Genomic DNA, 24,021 nt, shown 5'->3' with positions numbered 1-24,021 from the left:
TAAGTAGAGACTTGTTCTAGAGAAGCTCACTGTAAATCACTACGATGCCCCGGTATGAGCGAGGTGCGGGTCGCCGTCACCGGCGGGAACCGGGGTGTGGGACGCGCGGTGGCGGGCGAGGCCGCCCGGCGGGGGCACCGGGTGGTGATCGTGGCGCGGCGGCCGGACGCGGGGGCGGCCGCCGCGAGGGAGATCGGCGCGGAGCTGGTCGTGGGCGACCTGTCGTCCGTGCGGGCCGTGCGGGAGCTGGCCGGTGAGCTGTCCGAGGTCGACGTGCTCGTCCACAACGCGGGCGTCTGGCCCAGCCGGCGCGTGCTCACCGAGGACGGGTTCGAGCAGGCGTTCTTCACCAACCATCTCGCGCCGTTCCTGCTGAACCGGCTGCTGGAGAAGCGGCTGCGGCGGGTGGTGCAGGTCAGCGCGGGCCTGTACGTCGCCGGGCGGGTGGACGCGGACAGGACGCCGACCGGGGACGACTTCCACGCCGTCCACACCTACGCGAACACCAAGCTGGCGAACCTGATGATGGTCCCGCTGTTCGCCGAGCGGTGGAAGGGCGCTGGGGTGACGATCGACGCGGTGCATCCCGGAGTGCTGCGGACGGATCTCGGCGCCCGGACGGGCCTCTTCGGGGCCATGCTGAAGGCGGTCAAGTGGACGCTGAAGCCCGCCGCGAAGAGCGGGCCGCCCGTCGCGGACCTGATCACCGCGGAAGGGACGGGCCGGTACTTCAGCGTGAGGAAGGAGACGCCGCTGAAGGCGAAGGCCCTCGACGCGCCCTTGGCGGCCAGGCTCTGGAGCGACGCCGAGAAAGTGCTCGATGTCGCCTAAGCACCGGGGCACGGACGAGACCGTCGCGCGGATCCTGGCCGAGGCGCTCCGGGTGCACGCCGGACGCGGGCACGAGGGCTTCACGATGAAGGCGGTCATCGCGGCCACCGGGATGAGCAGCGGCAGCCTCTACCACCATTTCGGCTCGTTCGACGGCCTCGCCGCCGCCCTCTACGCGCGCTGCATGGCCGAGTTGCTCGACGCACTCCTGGACGCGCTCGACGGGGTCACCGGCCCGCGGGCAGGCGTGGAGGCGGTGACGCGCGCGTACCTGCGGTTCACCCGGGAGCGCGGCGACGCCGCCAGGTTCATCCATGCGTCGGCGTACGCGGCGTTCCTGCCGGACCATGCGGCGATGCTCGCGGAGTCGAAGGCGCCCCGCATCGCGCGCCTCACCGCGTGGATGGCCCCGCACGCGGCCGCCGGCCGCGTCGCCCGGCTGTCGCCGGTGATGACGGAGATGCTGCTCATCGGCCCCGTCGCCGAGACCGCGCGGCGCTGGCTGTCGGCGCCGGAGGCCGTCGATCTGGACGAGGCCGCGGCCGTCCTGCCGCCCCGGATCTGGCGCTCGCTCCAGCCGTGACGGCCGAAGCCGCCCCCGCCGGGGTGGCGGGGGCGGCGACGCCGGGGTCCGGAGGGGTTTAGTACAGGCCCCACAGTTCGTAGCTGGCCCAGGGAGCGGAGCGCTACCGGTTCTCGGCGCGCCGCCACATCCGCAGGTACGCCTCGGCGCCGCGGGCCATGTCGTCGACGAGCCCCTGCCCGGCGACGGTGCGCATGTCGGCGAGCCAGTCCGGGACGAGCCCGTAGTTCGCGACGCCCTCGGTGTTGAGGTCCCAGGTGCGCAGCCCGGTGCGCTGGCGGTCGAGCGTCACCGACGGGTCGATCGGCGACGTGAACGGATAGCGCAGCGGGTTCTCGCCGTTGTTCTCGCGCGGCGGTGGAAGAGCGCCCATGCCGTTCGCGTCGAGCCCGTAGCCGTAGCCGAACAGGTAGCGGGGGTCGCGGTGCTCCTTGTTGCGCCTCCATTCCGCGGCGAACCGGTCAGCGGCGGTGCCGTAGCCGGTCACCATGCCGCCGAGCGCGTAGATGCGGCTCAGGTACGTCTCGTCCGTCCAGCTGTGGGACGAGATGACGCCGGAGTAGCGCGCGTCCTCCAGGAGGCCGAGGGTCGCGTCGGCGGCCTTGACGCTCATGTGGTCGACCTCGACGATCATGTGGCGCTCCATCATGCCCCGCACCATGTGCTCGCCGAGGGCGCTGAGCCCGTGGACGTTGCAGTGCGGGCCGCTCGGATACACCGGCAGCGTGATCCCCGCCAGGCCGAGCAGGCGCAGCAGCTCCGCGAACGTGTCGCCGAGCCCGCCCGCGGGCGCGATCGTGTTGTCGTGCGCGGCGCCGGTGCACTTCTCGACCTGCCAGAACCGTCCGGTTCCGAGGAAGTTGCCGACGTTGACGAACGCCCCTGTGGTTCCGCCGTCGAAGCGCACCCCGCACAACGCGTTGTCGTACTTGTGGCAGACGAACATGGAGGCGACGCCGAGGTTCTGCATCTCGTCCAGCCCGCGGTCGATGTCCTGGCGCGTGCACTGCGGCTTCCCGCCGATCACGCGGCAGCCGAACGGCTCGGACGTCTCGACGCCGAGGACGACGGCGAGCTTCCCGTCCTCGATGACCTCACGGGCCTGCGCGGAGTCGCGCACGACCCGGAACCAGCCCTTGCCGGGGCCGCCGCTGCGCGCGTCGATGTACGCCTGCATCTCCTGGATCCGCAGCGCCTGGAGCCGGATGACGTCCATCTCGTCGCAGGCGTTCCCCTTCAGCGGGTAGATCTCGCAGAGCTGGCGGTTGGCCACCAGGTGGTTGACGAGGATGCGCTGCCCGGCGCGCCAGGACCGCTCCAGCCACGTGTGGTAGGCCTGCTGGTGGGTGCGCGAGTCCCAGGCCGGCCAGTCCTTGAACGTCGGCCAGCCGGTGGGGTCGTGGGTGCCGAACGGAGTGCCGTGCCTGGTGAAGTTCTCCCAGATGGCGAGCGCGCCGTTGCCCGCGTGGTCGGGGCAGTCGCGCAGGGCCGCCTGGATCCCGGCCGGGTCGAACGGCTTGCCGCACATCAGCCGTCCGCCGAAGGCCTCGTACGCCATCAGATGGGTGTGGGCGTCGAGGTAGCCGCGCACTTCCCCGGTCGCGGGCGCGCGTGCCGGCGCCGAAGCGCGGGCGGCGGGGGTCAGGAAGGAGAAGAGGAGGGCGAGTGCGAGCGGCACGGACGCCGCGCGCCGGAGGGCATGGCCGAAGGACATCTGGCACCTCGGGGGGCAGGTGGGAGCGGTCCAGAAGCTGAGGGAGATATGCCCCGATCTGAGGAAGAATGAACTTTTCTCACGTTAATTGCAGCGGACGATCCGGCTCCCGTCGGGGCGGGTGATCGTCGGGCACGGCGCGGGCCCGCGCGTGGTCGGCGGCGGCGCGGGCGTGGAGGTCACCGGTGCGGGCCCGGAGCCGCCGAGAACGGTGACCGCTGGCAGCGAGCCCTCCACGTAGGCGCCCACGGAGGCGGCGGAGTGCCGCTTCCCGCCCTCGCTCTGGATGTTCGTGACCGCCAGCGGGACGAACGGCGACACCAGGTACCGGCCCGGCCGCACGGTTCCGGCCGGGACGGTCGCCGTGTGAACGAGCGTCACCCTGGTGATCGTCTGGCCACCGGGCTGAGGGTCCGACTGATCGCCGGTCAGCTCCATCCGGCTGACGATGACCGTGCCGTCGCCCTCCGGCAGCTTTCCGGGAGCCGCCGGCGGCGTCGGCCAGAAGCTCATGCGCGTGTCCGTGTTGCGGTCTTCTCCCACGAAGAAGATGAGCGAGCCCGGGGCCGCGTGGGTGACCTTCACAGTGATCTTGAGGGTGGCTCCCGGGGCCACGTTCGCCGGTTCGACCGTGAGGTCGTAGGCCGCGCGCGGGTTCGGGCCGGCGCCCAGCGGCCCGGGATTGCGGAAGCCGACGCGCAACCGGCCGGTGGCCTGCCCCCCGGCGGTGGCGGTCGCCGTCGGGCTGCCGCCGCCGCCCGCGCGGGTGCTGGGGCTGACCTCGGTCGAGGTACCCGACCTCCGGTCCGCGATGACGAACCCGCCCGCGATGGCCGCCGCGGCGCCGATCGCGGCGGCCGCGGCGATGACGGTCTTCGTGCCGCCCGCGCGCCGGACGAACCCGCGCCCGTGCCGCGCGACCGCGTCGGCGGAGTGCGAGGCCGCGCTCTGCTGGATGGGGACCGCGGCGGACGTCGCCGGCGCCGCGGGCATCGCGCCCTCGGCCGCGAACGAGCCCAGCATCGCGAGCGGGACGGCGGACGCGAGCGCGGCCACCGCCGCGGCCAGTGCCCGGACGCCCCGCCGTTCCCAGTCCGGGCCGTAGGCGGCGATGGCGTGCCGCTCCAGCTCGGCGACGAACTCGCCGGCGTTCCACAGCCGCCGGCCGGGGTCCTTGGCCAGGCCGCGCGCCAGCAGCGGGCGCAGCGGCTCCGGCGCGTCCTGGAACGGGACGGGGGCGTTGAGGTGCTGCGTCATGAGCTGGGCGATGGTGCCGCCGCGGTACGGCTTCGCGCCGGTGAGGCACTCGTAAAAGACGCAGCTCGCGGCGTAGAGGTCGGTGGCGGGGGAGGCCGGGCCGCCCTGCCACTGCTCCGGCGCCATGTAGGCGGGCGTGCCCGCGCGGGAGCCCTGGCCCGTCAGGACGGCGATGCCGAAGTCGATGAGCTTGCTGGCGCCGTCCGGCTGGACGACCACGTTCGCCGGCTTGTAGTCACGGTGCACCACCCCGACGGCATGCGCCGCGGCCAGGCCCAGCAGCGAGCCCTTGAGGACGGTCAGCGCCGCCTCGGGAGCCAGCCCCTGGCCGTCCTGCTGGTCCAGGACCTCGCGCAGTGACGCGCCCGCGACGGCCTCCATGACGATCGCGGCGCCCTGCGGATTCTCCACGTACTGGTATAAGCGGGCCACGTTCGGGTCGCCGACCCGGGCGAGCGTCTCGGCCTCGCGCCGGAAGACCGCGAGGCTCCGCTCGTCCGCCAGCAGCGCGGGCGCCAGGTACTTGATCGCGACCCGCGCGTTCCCGGCGCCGTGCGGGACGGCGAGCACCACGCGCCCCTGCGCCCCCGCGCCCAGCTCCCTGACCTCGTCGAACCCGTCGACCCGCCACCCGTTCACTGGCACCTCCGGCCCCCGCGCCGCGGTCCTGTGTTGCACAACCCCCTAGAAAGTAAAGGCGCGGGCATCGAAAATCCACGGGGTTATCAGCCTTCGCCCGCGAGACCGTGTACCGGTCACCGGGACCGTCCGGCCCGGCGCCGGTGCGGATCGGGATGATGGGCTCTCATGAGCGAGCTGACGATTCCGGGTTTGCTGGCGCGCGCGGCGGAGGAGTTTCCCGACGCGGAGGCGGTCGTGGACGGGGACGTCCGGGTCACCTACGCGCGGCTGCGGGAGCGCGTCCGCGAGGCGGCGGGCGCGTTCATCGGCGCCGGGGTCGCGCCGGGGGACCGGATCGCGATCTGGGCGCCCAACGGACTGTCCTGGATCGTCACCGTGCTCGGCGCCATGGGCGCGGGTGCGACGCTCGTGCCGCTCAACACGCGCTTCAAGGGGGACGAGGCCCGCTGGCCGCTCTCCAAGGCCGAGGTGAAGGTCCTCTTCGTCGAGGACGGCTTCCTCGGCATCGACTATCCCGGCATGCTCGGCCTGGACGAGGCCGGTGCGGTCCCCGGGCTGCCCGCGCTGGAGACGGTCGTCACGTTCAACGGGGCGGCGCGTCCGGGGGTCGTCACCTGGGACGAGTTCGCGGGCAAAGCCGTGTCCGGCGAGGAGGCCGACGCGCGGGCCGCGGCCGTCCGGCCGGGCGACATCGCCGACATCCTGTTCACGTCCGGGACGACGGGCAAGCCCAAGGGCGTCATGTGCACGCACGAGCAGAACGTCCGCACCTACGAGGCGTGGACGGGCCGCACGGGCGTGAAGGCCGGCGACCGGTACCTCATCGTCAACCCGATGTTCCACTCGTTCGGCTACAAGGCGGGCGTGCTCGCGTGCGTGCTGAAGGGCGCCACGATGGTCCTGCAGCGCACGTTCGACGTCCCGGAGACGCTGCGGCTGATCGAGCAGGTGAAGGTCACCGTCCTGCCGGGCCCGCCGACCATCTACACCTCGCTGCTGGACGCCCCGGGCCGGGACGAACACGACCTCTCCTCGCTCCGGCTGGCCGTGACGGGCGCGGCGGACGTGCCGGTCGCGCTCGTCCGGCGCATCAGGGCCGAGCTGTTCCCACAGGTCGTGACCGCGTACGGGCTGACCGAGTCGTCCGGCACGGTGACCGCGTGCTCGGTGGACGACGATGACGAGACGATCGCGACCACCTGCGGCCGGGCCATCGCCGACGTCGAGGTCGCCATCGTCGGCGCCGCGGGCGAGCCCGTGCCGCCGGGGACGGACGGCGAGGTCATGGTCCGCGGCTACAACGTGATGAAGGGCTACCTGGGCGACCCCGAGGAGACCGCGCGGACGATCCGCGACGGGTGGCTCGACACCGGTGACCGCGGGCGCCTGGACGAGCGCGGCAACCTCACCATCACCGGCCGGACGAAGGAGATGTTCGTCGTCGGCGGCTTCAACGTGTACCCGGCCGAGGTCGAGGACGTCCTCGCCCGCCACGACGCCGTCGCCGAGTCGGGCGTGGTCGGCGTGCCGGACGCGCGCATGGGCGAGGTCGGGCGCGCCCACGTGCGGCTGCGCCCCGGACGGGAGGCGACGGCGGACGAGCTGATCGCGCACTGCCGTGAGCGGCTCGCGAACTTCAAGGTCCCCCGGGAGGTCGTCTTCGTGGACGACCTCCCGAAGACCGCGTCCGGCAAGGTCCGCCGCGTCGACCTCAAAGACGTCAGCTGACCAAGCCGGCTTTCAATGCACGTCGTGCGGCTTCGCTGAGCACGCCGACGTCAACGCAGCCCGCAATATCGCCGCACGCGGCGCCGCGAGCTGGGCAGTGAGTCACGCTGCCGACGACGCGGCCTGACCCATCACATCCAGCGGTGGCGAAGAGCTGCGAGCTCGGTCCCTTCAAGGCCGAGAAGCTGACAGCGCGGACATGACCCGCGCCCGGTGCCCGGCGACCGTCCCCCAGGCCGAGTACAGGGCGCGCGCCTTGCGGATCCACAGCGACGGGTCGTACTCGTCGGTGTAGCCGATCGCGCCGTGCACCTGGAGCGCGGTCTTGGCCAGCCCGTAGCACGCCTCGGACGCGGCCACCTTCGCGGCGGACACGTCCCGCGCGAAATCGGGCGTCCCGTAGGACAGCGCCGCCCCGTAGACGAGCGGGCGGGCGAACTCCAGCTCGACCATCGCGTCCGCCAGGTGGTGCTTGACGGCCTGGTACTCGCCGATCGGGCGCCCGAACTGCCGCCGCGTCCTGGCGTACTCCACGGACACGTCCAGCAGCGCCTGCCCGAGCCCGATCTGCTGGGCCGCGCACAGCAGCGCGCCGAGGTCGGTGAACCCCGCGCCGCCGGGCACCCGGAACAGCCGCCGCGCCGGGTCGAGCGAGGCGACCGGCTCCCCGGCGGCCTCGCGCCCGGCGCCGTCGGCGGTGAGCACCAGGTCGGCGACGTCGGCGTCCAGCGCGTGCGGGACGGCGAGCGACACGATCGCGTCGCCCTCCGCGATCCGGGACGGCCACGGCGTCCCGGCCAGCAGCTCGGCCGCGGCGAGCGTCTCGACGTAGGGCCCCGGCGCGGCGGCGCGCCCCAGCTCCTCCATCGCGACGGCCAGCTCGACCGGCAGCGGCCCGGCGCCGCCGGCCTCCTCCGGCACGCCCACCGCGAACACCCCGGCCTCCGCCACCGCCGACCACAGCGCCCGTCCCGGCCCGTGGTCGCCGGCCGCCCACGCGCGGGCGGCCCGCGCGGTCCCGGTGTCGGCCAGCAGCTTGCGCAGCGTCTCGCCGAACATCCGCTGCTCGGCGTCCAGGACGAACCTCACCGCGACCCCCTCGGCAGGCCGAGCAGCCGCTCGGCGATCACGTTGCGCTGGATCTCGTTGGTGCCCGCGTAGATCGGCCCGGCGAGGGAGAACACGTAGTTCTCCAGCCACTCCGACTCCAGCTCGCCGTCCGGGCCGAGCAGGTCGAGGGCCGTCTCGTGCAGCGCCACGTCCAGCTCCGACCAGAACACCTTGTTCAGGCTGGACTCGGCCCCGATGTCGTCGCTGCGCGAGATCGTCTCGAAGCCCTTGAGCCGGTACGCCCGCGACCTGATCCACACGTCCGCGACCCGGTCCCGCAGGGCCGTGTCGGACGGGTCGCCGCGCTCCTTCCACAGCTCCACGAGCCGTTCCGCCGCGGCCGTGAACCGTCCGGGGCTGCGCAGGGTGAGGCCGCGCTCGTTGCCGGCCGTGGCCATCGCGACGCGCCATCCGTCCCCGGCGGTCCCGATGACGTCCTCGTCCGGGACGAACACCCGGTCGAGGAACAGCTCTGCGAACGCGGGCTTGCCGTCCAGCCGCCCGATCGGGCGGACGGTGACGCCCTCCGCGTCCAGCGGGAACATGAGGTACGTCAGGCCCTTGTGCCGCGCCGACTCCGGATCCGACCGGAACAGCCCGAACCCGCGGTCGGCGAAGGCGGCACGGGAGCTCCACGTCTTCTGGCCGTCCAGCAGCCAGCCGCCGTCCGTGCGCGTCGCGGTCGACCGCAGCGCGGCGAGGTCGCTGCCCGCGCCCGGCTCCGACCACGCCTGCGCCCAGATCACCTCGCCGGCCGCCATCGGCGGCAGGATCCGGGCGAGCTGCCCGGGGGTGCCGTGCTTCATCAGCGTCGGCGCCAGCAGGTTGATGCCGTTCTGGCTGACCCGGCCCGGCGCGCCGGCCGCGTAGTACTCCTCCTCGAAGATCAGCCACTGGAGGACGGAGGCGCCGCGCCCGCCGTACTCCTCGGGCCACGAGACCACCCCGAGCCGGGCGCCGCCGAGCGTCCGCTCCCACTCCCGATGGGCCGCGAACCCCGCCTCGGTCTCCAGCGAGGGCAGCGGCTCCGCCGGGACGTGCCCGCGCAGCCACTCCCGCACCTCGGCGCGGAACGCCTCGTCCGCCGCCCCGACCTCAAGATCCATGCGATGCCGCCTCGGCCGCCATTGTCGCCACCCCATTTTCTAACAACTGTTTGGTAGGGTAGCGGCCCCGGTCGCGCCCGGCCGCCGCCTCCCGGACAGTGGGACGCGGGCGGGCACGAGTCAGGCGGGGGAGAGCAGACCGTCGTCGCGGATGCCGCGCAGGACGTCCCGGGCGGCGTCGAGCGTCCGGTCGACGTCCTCCCGGGTGTGCGCGGCGGAGATGTGGTTGCGCTTGAGCGAGAGCGGGAGCATCAGGAAGCCGCGGTCGGTCATGCGGCGGTGGAACGCGACGTAGGCGTCGTCGTTGTTGCGCATCAGGTCGCGGTACCCGCGGACGGGGCCCGCGGCGAAGTACAGGCTGAACACGCCCCCGAAGCCCGCGGCGGTGGCCTCGATGCCGAGTTCCTCGCAGATCCCGGCCAGCCCGGCGCGCATCCGCTCGCCGAGCGCGTGCGTCCGCCGGTAGAAGTCCGGATGGTCGAGCAGGTACCGGATGGTGGCGATCGCGGCGGCGGACGAGACCGGGTTGCCGTTGAACGTGCCGGCCAGCAGGACGTCGCCGCCCGCGGAGCTGAAGCGCTCCATCAGCCGGCGGGGCCCGGCGAGCCCGGCGATCGGGTAGCCGTTGCCCATCGCCTTGCCGAACGTGGTGAGGTCCGGCCGGACGCCGCAGACCTCCTGGTAGCCCCCCGGCGCGTGCCGGAACCCGGTGATCACCTCGTCGAAGATCAGCAGTGAGCCCTGCTCCTGCGTCAGGGCGCGCAGCCCCTCGACGAACTCCGCGGACGGCACCAGCGCGCCGACGTTGTGCGGGATCGGCTCCATGATCACGGCGGCGATCCGCTCCGGGTGCGCCTCGTACAGCGCGCGCACCGAGTCCAGGTCGTTGAACTCGGCGATCAGCGTCGCGCCGAGCGCCTCGGGCAGGATGCCCTCCGACAGCGGGTCGGCGCCGTAGGCGCGCTCCGGCGCGGAGATCACGTTGCGGGCGACGGCGTCGTGCCAGCCGTGGAAGCCGCCCTGGAACTTGACGATCAGCGGCCGGCCGGTGACGGCGCGCGCCAGCCGGATCGCCTGGGCGGTGGCCTCGCTGCCCGACATCGCCGAGATCATCTGCTCGGCGGACGGGATCGTGTCGGCGACCAGCCGGGCCAGCTCGATCTCGGGCTCGGTGACGCCCCAGCCGACGAGGTCGATGCCGCCGATGGCTGCGCGGACCGCGTCGTCCACCTCGGGCGCGGCGTGGCCGAGCAGGATCGCGCCGAACGCCGCGTGGTAGTCGAGGTAGCGGCGCCCGTCGGCGTCGGTGACGTAGGCGCCGGACGCGGCGGTCAGCGCGTGCGGCCGCCCCACCAGGCGGGTGGCGGAGTTGACGCCGCCGGGGATCACGGCGCGGGCGGCGGCGAGCAGCCGCGCGCCGCCGGAGGTCTGCCCGGCCAGCTCGGCGGTGGTCATTCTGATGGCCCCCAAGGTCCTTGACGACTTTCGGCCGAATAGTTCATGGAAAGGTGTTCCATGTCAAGGTCGAACTTGAATGAAAGGTGTCTGAGCAGCCACGAGTCGAGATTTTTCTTGAACACCCCTTGACACATGAATGACCGGTCGCTCAGGATCCGTCGACATGGAATCCGATTCCGTGCCGATGCCGACGCTGGTCGTCGGCACCGGCTTCATCGCCGCGCAGCACGCCGCCGCGATCCATGCCGAGCCGCGGCTGGCACTCGCCGGGGTGGTCGACATCGACCCCGGCCGGGCCGCCGCCGCGTCCCGCGCGAACGACGGCGTGCCGTGGTTCACCGACCTCGCCGCCGCGCTGGCCGAGTCCGGGGCGTCCGGCTGCGTGGTGTGCACTCCGAACGACACCCACGCGGACCTCACCGTCCAGATCGCCGAGGCGGGCGCGCACCTGCTGATCGAGAAGCCGCTCGCCGTCGACGTCGCCGGCGCCCGGCGCGCCGTGGAGGCGTTCGCCGCGGCCGGGCGGGTGCTGATGCCGGCGCACAGCCACCGCCACTACGACTACGCGCGGACGGTCAGGGACGTCGTCCGGTCCGGCGAGCTCGGGACGGTGGAGCTCGTCCGGCTGTCCATCCTCGGCGGGTGGATCTGGCCGGACTGGCGCGGCTGGATGCTCGACCCCGCCCGCTCCGGCGGGCACGCGCTGCACAACGGCGTCCACCTGCTGGACCTCGTCACCTGGTGGACGGGCGGCACCCCCGAGACCGTGTACGCGCGGGGCCGCCGCCAGACCGCCGCCGAACTCGGCATCCACGACTACCTGGAGATGACGGTCGGGTTCGCGGACGGCACGGCCGCCGTGTGCGAGATGAGCCGCGGGCACCGCCCCGCCTCCTTCGCCCGCCGCGACGTCATGGTCGCCGGCACCGGAGGGATCCTCACGATCCCGTGGGACGCCGAGGCCGGAACGGTCACCGACGAGTCCGGCACCGCGCTGCTCCCGCCCGGCGGCACCGACGGGTTCGCCGCCCAGATCGCGGCCTGGGCCGACGCGGTCACCGGCGCGCCGCCCGCGGTGACCGGCGCGGACGGCCTGCTCGCCGTGGCGATGGGCGTCGCCGCCGAGCGTTCGATCGCGAGCGGCCTGCCCGTGCGCGTGACCGACGTCCTCAAGGAGGCGCCGTGAGGAACGGGCGTGCCATGCGCGTGCTGAAAGTGCTGCCCTGGGGGTCCAGCGGGTTCGGGACCCAGGACCACCAGCACGACATGTACCTCCCCGCGTTCCACGAGCATCCAGGGTTCACGGTCGTGGACTCCGCCGCGTCGAGCCTCACGGCCGCCGCCCGCGAGACGGGCGCCGACGTCGTCTGCGTGTGCGCGCCGCCCGCCGAACGGGCCGCGCGCGTCATCGAAGCCCTGCGCGCCGGCTGCCACGTCCTCGCCGACAAACCCCTCGCCCTGGAGACGGCGGACGTCGAGGAGATCGCGGCGGTCGCCGCCGAGACCGGGCTGGTCTGCATGCCCGCGCACCACCACCGCTTCGGCGCCGCCGTCCAGTCCGCCCGGGACGCGCTCGCCTCGGGACGGATCGGGCTCCCCTGGAACGTCCAGGCCGACTTCCTCGTCGACGGCGGCGACCCGTGCCCGGACGGCGAGCTGGTCAACTTCGGCCTCTACCCGGTGGACGTGGTGCGCGCCCTCACCGGGCAGGCCGTCCGCCGCGTGCACGCCCTGCCGGGCCGCGACCGCGCCCGGCTGACCGTCCTGCTGCTCGACCACGAGCACGGCCTGACCAGCACGATCACGGTCGGCCGGCTGCGCGGCACCGCGGACGCGCCGGGCATGGCGCTGCACCGCTACCGCGTCAGCGGATCCGGCGGCGTCATGGACGTCGACGCCGCCCGCCCCGGCGCGTCCGTCCGGACGGTGGCCGGGAACCGGCACGCCTGGCACGGCCCCGGCACCGTCGGCCGCATGCTCACGGCGCTGCACGCCGCGATCGTCACCGGGCGCCCGCCCGAGGCCGGTCCCGCCGACGCCCTCGCCGCGCTGCGCGTCACCGCTGCCGCGGCCCGCTCGCTCGCCCTCGGCACGCCCGTGCCGCTCGACTCCCCGGAGGTCTGAACGATGAAGCTCGCCACCTACCGCCTGCCGGACGGCGAGGTCCGGCACGGCGAGGTCACCGGCGACCGGGTCACCGACCTCGGCCCCGGCGACCTCGGCGCGGTGATCGGCGCGCTCGGCGCGATCCCGTCCGGGACCGGCACCGCCCACCCCCTCGACGAGGTGACCCTGCTCGCGCCGCTGCGGCGGCCCGGCAAGATCCTCGCGGTCGCGGCCAACTACCAGGAGCACGTGACCGAGACCGGCGGCGACCGGCTCGACAAGTCGCGGATCTCGCCGCGGCTGTTCATCAAGCCGGTGACCGCCGTCAGTGGCCCCGGCGAGGAGATCGCGCTCCCGTCCGTGAGCCCGAGCGTCGACTGGGAGGCCGAGTTGGTCGCGGTGATCGGGCGCGGCGGCAAGGACATCCTGGTCGGGGACGCGCTCGGCCACGTCGGCGGCTACACGATCGGCAACGACGTGTCCGCCCGGAAGATGGACTACGGCCACGAACGCGACACCGAGGACCCCGCGGTCGCGTTCTTCGACTGGCTGAACGGCAAGTGGCTCGACGGGTTCGCCGCGCTCGGCCCCTGCCTCGTCACGGCGGACGAGGTGCCCGACCCGCAGAAGCTCGAGGTGGCCCTGGAGGTCAACGGGCGGGTCCGGCAGCGCGGCGACACCGGTCAGATGATCTTCAACGTCGCGGAGCTGGTGGCGTTCGCGTCCCGGCTGATGACGCTGGAGCCCGGCGACGTGCTGTACACCGGCACGCCGTCCGGGGTGGGGCTGGCATCGGGGGAGTTCCTGTCCGCAGGCGACGAGATGACGGTCCGCGTGACCGGGCTCGGAAGCCTGGTGAACCGCGTCCGCTGAGCGGACCAGTGGCCGGGCGGCGTCCCGGCCACCGCCGAGAAGAGGCAAGTCATGACCATTCGTTCCGGCACAGCGAGGGCCGGCGGGGCCGGCAGAGCCAGGGCCGGCCGGGGGGCCGCGCGGCGGGGCGCCGCGGCCGTGCTGGGCGGCGTGCTCGCGGCGGGCGCGCTCGCCGCCTGCAGTTCCGACCCCACGCAGAAGTCCTCCGGCGGGGACGCCGGCGTGCTGAACATGTACCTGTACCAGAAGCCGAAGACCTTCAGCCCGCTCGCGCCCAACAACGGGCCCGACCAGCTCGTCATGTCGTTCGTCTTCGACTCGCTGTACGGCGCGGACGCGTCCTACGGCCTGAAGCCGCACCTGGCCGCCGCCGCGCCGCAGGTCTCCGGCGACGCCAAGACGATCACGATCTCGCTGAAGCCCGGCCTGAAGTGGAGCGACGGGACGCCGCTCACGGCGAAGGACGTGGTGTTCACCTACACGGCCCTCGCCAACCCCGCGACGGGCAGCGCCCAGGCGGGCAAGTTCGCCGCCGTGACGGGCGCGAAGGACCTCGCGGACGGCAAGGCCGACGCGCTCAAGGGCGTCACCGCGCCGGACGCGACCACCGTGAAGATCACGACGAGCCGGCCGGCGGCGGGGCTGCCCGGCCTGATCGGGAACACGCCGATCCTGCCCGAGCACGTCCTCGGCAAGGTCCCGGCCAAGGGGCTCGGCGACAACGCGTTCTTCACCAAGCCCACCGTCGGCGCGGGCGCGTTCACGTTCGTCGACTACAAGACCGACCAGTACGTCGAGCTGAAGGCCAACCCGAACTTCCGGGACCCCGTCTCGATCAAGAAGGTGTTCCTGAAGCCGGTCACCTCGGACGTCGCCACCGCCCAGCTGCGCACCGGGGAGATGGACCTCACCCAGGTCTCCCCGACCGACCTGCCGACCGTCCGGACGATGGACGGCGTCAAGGTCGTCTCGGCCAAGAGCCCCGGCTTCACCCGGATCGCCGTCAACCAGTCGCGGAGCCGGTTCAAGGACGTGCGGGTCCGGCAGGCCCTGCTGACCGCGATCGACAGGAAGGGCCTGGTCGGCAAGGTGCTCGGCGGCGCCGGGACGGTCGTGAACACGAGCTTCTACGGCGATCTCGCCTCGTCCGCGGGGGAGCAGTACGCCTACGACCCGGCGAAGGCCAAGAGCCTGCTCTCCGCGGCCGGCTGGGACGCCTCCGAACCCGTGACGCTGTCGTGGATCCCCGGGCAGCGCGACCGCGACACCGCCGCGACGGTGATCCAGAGCCAGCTCAAGGCCGTCGGCGTGAACGTCGAGCTCAAGCAGGTGCAGGCGGACGAGCTGCTCTCGTCCTACGAGAAGAAGAGCTTCGACCTGGCGCTGTTCGGCGGCGGCAACTACGCGACCGAGCCGTCCACCGTGGCCACCATCGACGCCTGCGACCAGGCCTACCCGGCCGGCGGGAACATCGGCCGCTTCTGCGACAAGGGGCTGGACGGCCTGCTGGCCAAGGCCGACTCGGTCGCCGCGCCGGCCGAGCGCACGAGCCTGTTCCAGCAGGCGGCCAAGACCGAGAACGCGCAGGTCCCCTACCTGTGGCTGTACAACCCGGACACGGTCTGGGCCTACCGGACCCGGCTGTCGGGCTTCGAGCCGTCCGGCATCCCGACGAACGAGGTCGGGTTCTGGGACTTCGCGAACTGGAAGCTGAGCTGACCCGCCCGGCGGCCGGGGGCGCGCGCCCCCGGCCGCCGGCCGGTACGGACGGAAGGAGGTGAGGCGTGGCGGCCTACGTCATCCGGCGCCTGCTGGTGAACGTGCTGGTGTTCGTGCTGATCAGCATCGGCATCTTCGTCCTGGTGCGGGTCGCTCCCGGCGATCCGGTCCGCATGATGGTCGACCCCGAGCAGATGCGCGGCGGCGGCGCGGCGTTCATCGAGGCGAAGCGGCACGAGCTCGGCCTGGACCGGTCGGTCGTCGTCCAGTACTGGCACTGGCTGTCGGGCGCGCTGCACGGCGACTTCGGGTACTCCTACGTCGGGCACCGCCCCGTCTCGGCGGTGCTCGGCGAGCGGCTCGGCCCGACGCTGCAGCTCATGGGCGCCGCCCTGGCGGTCGCCCTGGTCGTGTCGGTCGCGCTCGGCGTGGCCGCGGCGCTGCGCCGCAACACCGCCGTCGACTACGGCGCGACCGTGCTGGGCCTGGCCGCGGTGTCGGTGCCGCCGTTCTTCCTCGGCATCGTCGGGATCTACCTGTTCTCGCTGAAGTGGCAGCTGCTCCCGTCCGCCGGGATGACCACGCCGGGCGGGGGCGGGCCCGCCGACCAGCTACGGCACCTGGTCCTGCCGGGGCTGATCCTGGCTTTCGTCACCGCGGGGCCGTTCACCCGGTACGTGCGCGGCGGCCTCGTGGACGAGCTCGGCGCCGACTACGTCCGGACGGCCGAGGCCAAGGGCGCGTCCCCGGCCCGGGTCGTGCTGCGGCACGCGCTGCGCAACTCCCTCATCCCGCTGATCACCGTGGTGATGTACCAGATCCCGCAGATGCTGGCGGGCGCGGTGGTGATCGAGCAGGTCTTCGCCTGGCCCGGCATGGGCCAGCTCGCGGTCAGCTCGATCGGCCAGCACGACTACCCGGTCATCGTCGGCTTCGCGCTGTACGTGGCCGTCCTGGTGCTGCTCTGCAACCTGATCGCGGACGTCCTGTACGCCGTCGTCGACCCGAGAGTGAGCCTGCGATGAGCGCGACACCCGCCGGCACGGCGATGCGGAAGACCGGCGATCCGGGCGCGTCCGCGTCGCCGCGGGCGCGGGCGGTGCGCCGGTTCCGGCGCAACCGGCTCGCCGTCGCCGGGAGCGCCGTGCTCGCGGCGGTGGTGCTGCTGACGCTGCTGGCGCCGCTGATCGCGGGCCATCCGCCGAACGCCGTGGACCTGGACGCCGTCCGGCAGGGGCCGTCCGGCGCGCACTGGTTCGGCACCGACGCCTCCGGCCGCGACGTGTTCGCCCGGACCCTGTACGCGGGTCGGGTCTCGCTGCTGGTCGGGCTGACCGCGGCCATCGGCGCGATGGTGGCCGGGACGCTGCTCGGCGCGGTCGCGGGCCTGTTCGGCGGCATCGTCGACAACGCGATCATGCGGATCGCCGACATCGTGATGTCGTTCCCGACCGTGGTGGTGATCCTCGTCCTCGCCGGGATCGTCGGGCCGAGCGTGCCGGTGCTGATCGCCGCGATCGGGGTGACGCAGTGGCCGGTCGCCGGGCGGGTGGTGCGCGGCGTGACGCTGTCGCTGCGCGACCGCGAGTACATCCAGGCCGCCGAGGCGGCCGGGGCGAACGGGTGGTGGCTGATCCGCAGGCACATCGTCCCCGCGGCGCTGGCGCCGGTCACGGTGACCGGCACGCTGGCGGTCGCGCAGGCGATCATGCTGGAGACCACCGCGTCGTTCCTCGGCCTCGGCGTCCGGCCGCCCCGGGCGAGCTGGGGGAACATGCTGAACGACGCGCAGAACCTGACGCTGATCCAGACGATGCCATGGCTGTGGATACCGCCGGGCGTCGCGATCGCGGTGACGGTCCTCGCCGTCAACTTCGTCGGGGACGGCCTGCGCGACGCCGTCACGCCGGGAGGCCGGACATGACCCGGCCGCTGCTGGAGATCGAGGACCTGGTCGTCGAGTTCGACGGCGACGAGGAGACCGTCCGGGCCGTGGACGGCGCCGGCTACAGCGTCGCGCCGGGCGAGACGCTCGGCGTCGTCGGCGAGTCCGGGTCGGGCAAGAGCGTCACCGCGATGTCGGCGCTCGGGCTGATCAAGCCGCCCGGCCGGGTGGTGTCGGGGCGGGTCGTGTTCGACGGCTCCGACCTGCGCGCGATGCCCCCGCGCGAGCTGCGCGGCCTGCGCGGCGGCCGGATCGCGATGATCTTCCAGGATCCGATGACCGCGCTGAACCCGGTCGTGCCGATCGGCGCGCAGATCCGCGAGGCGCTGCGGCTGCACCAGCCGGGCATGTCGCGGGGCGCGGCCCGCAAGCGGGCCGCCGAGCTGCTGGAACTCGTCGGGGTGCCGGGGGCCGCGCGGCGGCTGAAGCAGTACCCGCACGAGTTCTCCGGCGGGATGCGGCAGCGCGCGATGATCGCGATGGCCATCGCCAACGACCCCGACCTGCTGATCGCGGACGAGCCCACGACCGCGCTGGACGTGACCGTCCAGGCCCAGGTGCTGGACCTGCTGCGGCTGACGCGGCGGGAGACCGGCGCCGCGACCGTGCTGATCACCCACGACCTCGGGGTGGTCGCCGAGCTGGCCGACCGGGTCGTGGTGATGTACGCCGGGCGCGTCGTCGAGCACGGCCCGGTCGCCGCGATCTTCGAGGCGCCCCGGCACCCGTACACGCGGGGCCTGCTGGAGAGCCTGCCCACGCTGGACGGCGACGCCGGCGACCTGACCCCCATCCCCGGCTCCCCGCCGACGCCCGGAGAGATCCCGCGGGGGTGCGCGTTCGCGCCGCGCTGCCCGCTGGCCCGCGACCGGTGCCGCGTGGAACGCCCCGACCCGACCCCGGCCGGGACGGGACGCGCGAGCGCCTGCCACTTCCACCATGAGCTGGCCGAGGAGGACATCGATGGCCGAGCCTGACGAGATCCTCGCCGTCTCCGGCCTGGTGAAGCACTACCCGGTGCGGTCGGGTCCGCTGCGCCTGCGGACCGGCGCCGTCCACGCGGTCGACGGCGTCGACTTCTCCCTGCGCGCGGGGCGCACGCTCGGGCTCGTCGGAGAGTCCGGCTGTGGCAAGACGACCACGGGACGCATGGTGGTGCGGCTGCTGGAGCCGACCGCCGGGCGGATCGTCGTCGCCGGGCGGGACGTCACCCGCGCCCGCGGCGCCGAGCTGCGCGCCCTGCGCCGCGACCTGCAGCTGGTCTTCCAGGATCCGTACGCGTCGCTGTCGCCGCGGATGACCGTCCACGACATCGTCGCCGAGCCGCTGCGCGTGCAGGGCCGCTACGCCGAGGGCGGTGAGAAGCGCGTCGCCGAGCTGCTCGACATGGTGCGGCTCGCGCCGTCGCACGCCCGCCGGTACGCGCACGAGTTCTCCGGCGGGCAGCGGCAGCGGATCGGCATCGCCCGCGCGCTCGCCCTCGGCCCGAAGGTCCTGGTGCTGGACGAGCCGGTCAGCGCGCTGGACGTGTCGATCCAGGCGCAGGTCGTCAACATGCTGCGGGAGCTCCAGCGCGAGCTGGGCGTGGCGTACCTGTTCATCTCGCACGACCTGTCGGTGGTGCGGCACGTCTCGCACGAGATCGCCGTCATGTACCTCGGGACGATCGTCGAGCAGGGCACCCGGGACGAGATCTTCCGGAGCCCGGCGCACCCGTACACGCAGGCGCTGCTGTCGGCGGTCCCGTCGCCGCGTCCGGGCGGGCGCGGCGGCCGGGAGCGGATCACGCTGACCGGCGACGTGCCGAGCCCGATCGACCCGCCGTCCGGCTGCCGCTTCCGCACCCGCTGCTGGAAAGCGCGGGACGTCTGTGCGACCGAGGCGCCGCCGCTGGTCGCGCGCCCCGGCGCCGGGCATCCCGTCGCCTGCCACTTCGCCGAGGCCGACGTCCCAGCCACGGCCTGACCGCTCTCACCCGGAGGAGATCCGTGCACCACGACGCAGACCGACGCCTGGCCGCCGCCCCCGCGGAACCGGGGCCCGCGGGTGAGCGGCCGCCCGTCGCCGCCGTCCGCCGCACCGGCGCGACCCTGATCGCCTCGGGGCAGGTCGCCGCCCGCGACGGGAAGCTGCTCGCCGAGGGCCGCGTGGGGGAGGACGTCACCCTCGACACGGCGCGGTCCTGCGCCTGGCAGTGCGCCCGGAACGTCCTGACCGCCGTCCGGGACGAGCTGGCCGGCGACGGCGGCCTCGGCGCGGTCGAGCACGTGGAGGCGGTGTCGGTCTGGGTGGCGTCCGCGCCCGGGTTCACCGACCAGCACCTGGTGGCCGACGCGGCGACGGTGCTGTTCACCGAGGTCCTGGGCGAGTCCGCCGGGCGGCACGCGCGGGTCGCGCTCGGGGTGGCGGCGCTGCCGACCGGGAGCCCGGTCGAGGTGCAGGCGACGTTCCGGCTGCGGACGCAGGCGCCGTGACGGACCTGCTCATCGCCGGCGGGACGGTCGTCGACGGCACCGGGGCCGCCCCGCGCCGCGCCGACGTCGCGGTCGCGGGCGGGCGGGTGGAGGCGATCGGCGACCTCGCGGAACGTCCTGCGGCGCGGACGGTGGACGCGTCCGGGCACGTCGTGTCGCCGGGGTTCGTGGACGTCCACACCCACTCCGACCTGACGCTGCTGTCGTCCCCCGAGGCCCGCAGCGCGGTCCGGCAGGGGATCACGACGGTCGTGGTCGGCAACTGCGGCCTCGGCGTGACGCCCGTCGCCGACGCGTCCCGGGACCACCTGGAAGCCCTGCGCGCGGCAGTGGGCTACCTGGACCTGGACCCGGCCGTCCGCTGGGACTGGACGGACCTGCCCGGCTACCTCGACGCGCTCGGCGCCGCCCGCCCGGCGGTGAACGTGGCCGCGCTCGTCGCGCACACGCCGCTGCGCGCGGCGGCGGCCGGCTTCGGCGACCGTCCCGCCGACGCCGCCGCGCTCGACCGGATGCGCGGCCTGCTCGGCGACGCGCTCGCCGCGGGCGCCGCCGGCGTCTCCACCGGCCTCGTCTACGCGCCCGTGTGCTACGCCCGGGACGACGAGCTGGAGGCGCTCGGCCGCACGGCCGCCGCACACGGCAGGCTGTTCGCCTGGCACGTCCGCGACTACGCCGACGGGCTGCTCGACTCCGTCCGGCAGGCGCTGCGGGTCGCGGCGGCGACCGGCTGCCGCACCCAGATCTCGCACCTGGTCGCCGTCGGCCGCCGCAACCACGGCTCGGTCGCGCGGGCGCTGGAGCTGATCGACGCCGCCCGCGACGAGGGCCTGGACGTCGCCTTCGACATCTATCCCTACCTGGCCGGGAACGCGCCGCTGTCGCAGCTCCTGCCCGCCTGGGCGCAGGACGGCGGCGAGGGCGCGATGCGGGCCAGGCTCACCGACCGCACCGTCCGCGCGCGGATCGCGGACGAGTGGCGCGACATGCCGAACACCTGGGACCAGATCGCCGTGGGCGGGCGGGCGCTCACCGACCTCGCCGCCGACGCCGGCACCGAACCGCCGCAAGTCGCGCTGGACCTCGTCGCCGAGCACGGCAACGGCGTGCAGATGGTGGCGGGCGGGCGCGGCGAGCGCGACCTGCTCGACGCGCTCACCCACCCGGCCGGGGTGATCGGCTCGGACGGCCAGGCCCTCGACCCGGACGGGCCCACCGGGAGCGGCACCCCGCACCCGCGCTCGTACGGCTGCTACCCGCGGCTGTTCGCCGAGTACGTCCGGGGCGCGGGGGGCCGTCCCGCGGCGGACCGGCTCGGGCTCGCCGAGGCCGTCCGCAAGTGCACGTCGGCGCCGGCCGAGCGGGCCGGGCTCGCCGGGCGCGGCGTGCTCCGCGCGGGGGCGGCGGCGGACATCGTCGTTTTCGACCCCGCCGGGATCGCCGACCGGGCTACGTTCGCAGCACCCCAGCAGTATCCGGACGGGATCCGCGCGGTCGTCGTCAACGGCCGCGCCGTGGTCGAGGACGGCGCGCACCGCGGCGCGCGGCCCGGCGAGATCCTGCGCACCCCCTGATCGGAGACGAGGCACCCACCCATGGAGAGAACCACAGGGGCACCGAGCCCGCGGGCACCGAGCAAGCCGGCACGGCCCCGCGGCGGCACCGTGGACGACGACCGCCCGGCCGCGGCCAACTACCACGCGAACGCGCTCGCCCGCGGCCTGGCCCTGCTGGAGCGGCTGGCCGAGCGGGGCGGCACGCTCACCCTCAACGACTTCAACGCGGGCACCGGCCTGCCGAAGAGCACCCTCGTGCGGCTTCTCGGCGTGCTGGAGGAGATGGGCTACGTGGTCCGCGCCGACGAGCGCCCCGCCTACCGGCTCGGGCACAAGACGCTGATGCTGTCGACCGCGTACCTCACCGGCCTCGACCTGTCGCAGGTCGCGGGCGGGCACCTCGCCGGTGTCGCCGAGGACACCGGGCAGACCGCCAACCTCGGGGTGCTGGACGGGCGGGAGGTCCTGCACGTGTGCGTCCGCGAACCCGACCGGCCGATCCGCTTCCACACCACGCCCGGCACCCGCGATGCCGCCTACTGCACCGGGCTCGGCAAGATGCTGCTCGCCCACCTCGACCCGTCCGAGCTCGGCCCGCACCTGCCGCCCGAGCCGTTCCCGGCCCGCACCGAGCACACCCTCACCTCGACCGAGGCGCTGGTCCGCGACCTGCGCGAGACGGCCCGGCGCGGGCACGCCGTCGACGACAACGAGGGCAGCGTCGGCCTGCGCTGCGTCGCCGCGCCCGTCGAGGTGGACGGGGTCTGCGTCGCCGCCGTCAGCGTGTCGGGGCCGTCCGCCGAGTTCGACGACGCGCGGCGGGCCGGTTACCTGGACCGGCTGCGCGCCGCCGCGGCCGGCCTCGCCGCCGACGCCGACGTCGTCGCCGCGCTGGACTACCTCCGCTCGTCCCTGCGCCCCGGCGCGCCCCGACCCCGGGAGGATGCTTGATCGACTTCCACACCCACTGCCAGCGTCCCGAGCACTGGGGCCACGAGTGGGACGACCACTGGCGTCCCGTCTACGGGCGGGGCGCTCACGAGTTCGGCCGGGCCGACTACGACCGCGCGATGGCGCCGGTGACCGCCGCCTGCGTGTTCGGCATCCGCGCGACCGCGGCCGGCGTCCTCACCCCGAACTCCCACACCGAGGAGTTCTGCGCGGGCACCGAGACGGAGACGATCGGGTTCATGGCGCTGGACCCCACCGACCCGGACGTCCTCGACCAGCTCGCCGACGGCGTCGCCCGCGGTCTGCGCGGCATCAAGCTGTACCCGGTGCTGGCGCTGTTCGACCCGCGCGAGGCGAAGTACGACGCGTTCTACCGGGCGGCGGCCGACGCGGGCCTCGTCGTGCTGTGGCACATGGGGGCGACGCCGAGCCCGGCGGGCGACCTGTCGGTCAGCAACCCGCTCGTCGTGGACGAGGTGGCGCGGCGGCATCCCGGCCTCGTCCAGATCATCGCCCATCTCGGGCATCCCTGGCAGCGGGAGACGATCGTGACGCTGCGCAAGAACCGCCGCGTGTACTCCGACGTGTCCGCGTCGTGGGCGCGCCCGATGGACGGCTACCTCGCGCTCGCGCGGGCGCAGGAATGGGACGTCGTCGGCAAGCTCGTCTTCGGCTCGGACTTCCCGCTCTGGACGCCCGACGAGGCCGTCGCGGGGCTGCGCGAGATGGTCGGGCAGCGCCCGTCCGGCTTCCCGGAGATCAGGAAGGAGACCGTCGAATGGCTGCTGGACGGCGACCCGCGCCCGGAGATGGGGCTGGCGTGACCCCGCTGGAGGAGCTGGCCACTCCCGCGCTGCTCGTGGACCGCGCCCGCATGGAGGCCAACCTCGCCGCGATGGCCGCCGCGATCGGCGCGGCCGGGGTGGCGCTGCGCCCGCACTTCAAGACGTCCAAGTGCCTCGCCGTCGCCCGCCGCCAGCTCGCGCACGGCGCGTCCGGCTTCACGTGCGCGACCCCGGCGGAGGTCGCGCTGCTCCAGGACGAGGGCGTCGGCGACGTGCTGTGGGCGCACCAGCCGGTGGGGCCGGCCAAGATCGCGTTCGCGGTCGAGGCCCTCGCCCGGGGCGGGCTGACCGTCGCGCTCGACTCGGCGGAGGTCGCGGGCCCGCTCTCGGAGGCCGCCGCGGCGGCCGGGGTCGCCGTCCCGTTCGTCCTGGAGGTGGACACCGGCCTTCACCGCGCGGGAGTCGACCCGGACAACGCCGTCCGCACCGCCGCCGACCTGGCCGCGTTGCCCGCCCTCGAACTCCGGGGCGTCCTCACCCACGAGGGGCACCTCGCCGCGCACGGGCAGGACCGTCCGGCGCTGGAGGCGGCCGGAGACCTCGCGGGGCGGACGCTCGCGGAGGTCGCCGAGGCCCTGCGCGCGGACGGCCACGCGTGCCCGCTGGTGTCGGTCGGCTCGACGCCCGGCGCGACCTCCGCGCCGTTCGCCCCGGGGGTGACCGAGGCGCGCCCCGGCACCTACGCCTACTTCGACGCCAACCAGGTCGGGCTCGGCAGCGCCGGTGTGCATCAGTGCGCGCAAACCGTCCTGACCAGGGTCGTCAGCGTCCAGCGCCCCGGCACGGCGATCATCGACGCGGGCATCAAGGCGATGAGCTCCGACTCGCTCGCGAACGCCGGCGGCCTCGGCATCGTCTGCGACGTGTCGGGCGCGCCCGTCGAGGACGTCGCCTTCCCCACCGGCAACGAGGAGCACGGCTACCTGACCGGCCCGGGAACCGCGTCCCTGCGCGTCGGGGACCTGCTGCGCGTCATCCCCAACCACGCGTGCGGCACGACGAACATGTGGAGCGCCGTCCATTTCGTGGCGGACGGCGCCGCCGTCGACCGGCATCCGATCCAGGCCCGCCACTGACGGCGGTCGGCGGGCGGACGCGTCCGACCTCTGATCTACTGGACACC

22 protein-coding genes are annotated in these 24,021 nt (G+C 74.1%); 17 read left to right on the top strand and 5 right to left on the bottom strand.

What is annotated here, in order from left to right:
- The first annotated feature begins 54 nt into the window (after positions 1–54).
- Together K8Z49_RS18395 and K8Z49_RS18390 are read left to right on the top strand one after the other, a co-directional pair.
- Positions 55–831 carry an SDR family NAD(P)-dependent oxidoreductase gene (locus K8Z49_RS18395; RefSeq protein ID WP_412519962.1) on the top strand — a complete coding sequence of 259 codons (777 nt, stop codon included), beginning with the start codon at positions 55–57 and terminating at the stop codon, positions 829–831.
- Entirely contained in the window at positions 821–1,414 is a 594-nt protein-coding gene (locus K8Z49_RS18390; RefSeq protein ID WP_021599414.1) for a TetR/AcrR family transcriptional regulator, read from the top strand. The genes K8Z49_RS18395 and K8Z49_RS18390 overlap by 11 nt, the downstream gene beginning before the upstream one ends.
- Positions 1,415–1,517: 103 nt before the next feature.
- On the opposite strand, the gene K8Z49_RS18385 is transcribed toward K8Z49_RS18390, so the two are convergent.
- Entirely contained in the window at positions 1,518–3,128 is a 1,611-nt protein-coding gene (locus K8Z49_RS18385; RefSeq protein ID WP_412519960.1) for a Coagulation factor 5/8 type domain-containing protein, read from the bottom strand.
- A gap of 84 nt (positions 3,129–3,212) precedes the next feature.
- Positions 3,213–5,024, bottom strand: a complete 1,812-nt coding sequence (locus tag K8Z49_RS18380; protein WP_412519958.1) for a serine/threonine-protein kinase — start codon at positions 5,022–5,024, stop codon at positions 3,213–3,215.
- Between the two features lie 168 nt (positions 5,025–5,192).
- On the opposite strand from K8Z49_RS18380, the gene K8Z49_RS18375 reads away from it, so the two are divergent.
- Together K8Z49_RS18375 and K8Z49_RS18370 are read left to right on the top strand one after the other, a co-directional pair.
- Positions 5,193–6,755, top strand: a complete 1,563-nt coding sequence (locus K8Z49_RS18375) for a FadD3 family acyl-CoA ligase (RefSeq protein WP_412519956.1) — start codon at positions 5,193–5,195, stop codon at positions 6,753–6,755.
- A complete protein-coding gene (locus K8Z49_RS18370) occupies positions 6,646–6,882 on the top strand; it encodes a zinc ribbon domain-containing protein (RefSeq protein WP_412519954.1) in 237 nt (78 codons plus the stop codon). Before K8Z49_RS18375 ends, K8Z49_RS18370 begins: the two co-directional genes overlap by 110 nt.
- A gap of 44 nt (positions 6,883–6,926) precedes the next feature.
- Here the strand turns inward: K8Z49_RS18370 and K8Z49_RS18365 are convergent, their stop codons facing one another.
- From K8Z49_RS18365 to K8Z49_RS18355, 3 genes are all read right to left on the bottom strand, one after another.
- Positions 6,927–7,844, bottom strand: coding sequence for an acyl-CoA dehydrogenase family protein (locus K8Z49_RS18365; protein WP_024934092.1), 918 nt, complete (start codon positions 7,842–7,844; stop codon positions 6,927–6,929).
- Positions 7,841–8,971, bottom strand: a complete 1,131-nt coding sequence (locus K8Z49_RS18360; protein ID WP_021600282.1) for an acyl-CoA dehydrogenase family protein — start codon at positions 8,969–8,971, stop codon at positions 7,841–7,843. The genes K8Z49_RS18365 and K8Z49_RS18360 overlap by 4 nt, the downstream gene beginning before the upstream one ends.
- Before the next feature lie 120 nt (positions 8,972–9,091).
- Positions 9,092–10,426: an aspartate aminotransferase family protein gene (locus K8Z49_RS18355; RefSeq protein WP_024934091.1), complete on the bottom strand. Its 1,335-nt coding sequence runs from the start codon at positions 10,424–10,426 to the stop codon at positions 9,092–9,094.
- A 166-nt stretch (positions 10,427–10,592) separates the two neighbouring features.
- On the opposite strand from K8Z49_RS18355, the gene K8Z49_RS18350 reads away from it, so the two are divergent.
- The 13 genes from K8Z49_RS18350 (at position 10,593) to K8Z49_RS18290 (ending at position 23,974) form a co-directional block, all read left to right on the top strand.
- Positions 10,593–11,615 carry a Gfo/Idh/MocA family protein gene (locus tag K8Z49_RS18350; protein ID WP_075023008.1) on the top strand — a complete coding sequence of 341 codons (1,023 nt, stop codon included), beginning with the start codon at positions 10,593–10,595 and terminating at the stop codon, positions 11,613–11,615.
- Complete coding sequence (locus K8Z49_RS18345) at positions 11,612–12,553, top strand: Gfo/Idh/MocA family protein (RefSeq protein WP_146877266.1); 942 nt, start codon at positions 11,612–11,614, stop codon at positions 12,551–12,553. The genes K8Z49_RS18350 and K8Z49_RS18345 overlap by 4 nt, the downstream gene beginning before the upstream one ends.
- A 3-nt stretch (positions 12,554–12,556) precedes the next feature.
- Positions 12,557–13,408: a fumarylacetoacetate hydrolase family protein gene (locus K8Z49_RS18340; protein WP_111830056.1), complete on the top strand. Its 852-nt coding sequence runs from the start codon at positions 12,557–12,559 to the stop codon at positions 13,406–13,408.
- A gap of 51 nt (positions 13,409–13,459) precedes the next feature.
- Positions 13,460–15,127 (top strand): ABC transporter substrate-binding protein, encoded by a 1,668-nt coding sequence (locus tag K8Z49_RS18335; RefSeq protein ID WP_412519950.1) that lies wholly within the window; start codon positions 13,460–13,462, stop codon positions 15,125–15,127.
- 65 nt (positions 15,128–15,192) lie between these two features.
- Positions 15,193–16,152 carry an ABC transporter permease gene (locus K8Z49_RS18330; RefSeq protein ID WP_083598088.1) on the top strand — a complete coding sequence of 320 codons (960 nt, stop codon included), beginning with the start codon at positions 15,193–15,195 and terminating at the stop codon, positions 16,150–16,152.
- Positions 16,149–17,051: an ABC transporter permease gene (locus K8Z49_RS18325; RefSeq protein ID WP_412519948.1), complete on the top strand. Its 903-nt coding sequence runs from the start codon at positions 16,149–16,151 to the stop codon at positions 17,049–17,051. Before K8Z49_RS18330 ends, K8Z49_RS18325 begins: the two co-directional genes overlap by 4 nt.
- Positions 17,048–18,049: an ABC transporter ATP-binding protein gene (locus K8Z49_RS18320; protein ID WP_021599313.1), complete on the top strand. Its 1,002-nt coding sequence runs from the start codon at positions 17,048–17,050 to the stop codon at positions 18,047–18,049. Before K8Z49_RS18325 ends, K8Z49_RS18320 begins: the two co-directional genes overlap by 4 nt.
- Positions 18,036–19,037 (top strand): ABC transporter ATP-binding protein, encoded by a 1,002-nt coding sequence (locus K8Z49_RS18315; RefSeq protein ID WP_021599312.1) that lies wholly within the window; start codon positions 18,036–18,038, stop codon positions 19,035–19,037. The genes K8Z49_RS18320 and K8Z49_RS18315 overlap by 14 nt, the downstream gene beginning before the upstream one ends.
- A 23-nt stretch (positions 19,038–19,060) precedes the next feature.
- Positions 19,061–19,546, top strand: a complete 486-nt coding sequence (locus tag K8Z49_RS18310; RefSeq protein WP_412519945.1) for a RidA family protein — start codon at positions 19,061–19,063, stop codon at positions 19,544–19,546.
- The gene (locus tag K8Z49_RS18305; protein ID WP_412519943.1) at positions 19,543–21,120 is read left to right on the top strand and encodes an N-acyl-D-amino-acid deacylase family protein; all 1,578 of its coding nucleotides are present in this window, start codon (positions 19,543–19,545) and stop codon (positions 21,118–21,120) included. Before K8Z49_RS18310 ends, K8Z49_RS18305 begins: the two co-directional genes overlap by 4 nt.
- Before the next feature lie 21 nt (positions 21,121–21,141).
- Entirely contained in the window at positions 21,142–22,053 is a 912-nt protein-coding gene (locus tag K8Z49_RS18300) for an IclR family transcriptional regulator (RefSeq protein ID WP_083598092.1), read from the top strand.
- On the top strand, positions 22,050–22,877 hold the full coding sequence (locus K8Z49_RS18295; RefSeq protein ID WP_412519941.1) for an amidohydrolase family protein: 828 nt from the start codon (positions 22,050–22,052) through the stop codon (positions 22,875–22,877). The genes K8Z49_RS18300 and K8Z49_RS18295 overlap by 4 nt, the downstream gene beginning before the upstream one ends.
- Complete coding sequence (locus tag K8Z49_RS18290) at positions 22,874–23,974, top strand: alanine racemase (RefSeq protein ID WP_412519939.1); 1,101 nt, start codon at positions 22,874–22,876, stop codon at positions 23,972–23,974. Before K8Z49_RS18295 ends, K8Z49_RS18290 begins: the two co-directional genes overlap by 4 nt.
- Positions 23,975–24,021 lie beyond the last annotated feature (47 nt).

This window comes from Actinomadura madurae (assembly GCF_047130825.1).
Lineage (GTDB): Bacteria > Actinomycetota > Actinomycetes > Streptosporangiales > Streptosporangiaceae > Spirillospora > Spirillospora madurae.
Note: the sequence above shows the minus strand (reverse complement) of the source record. Positions and strands in the feature narration are given on the sequence as shown.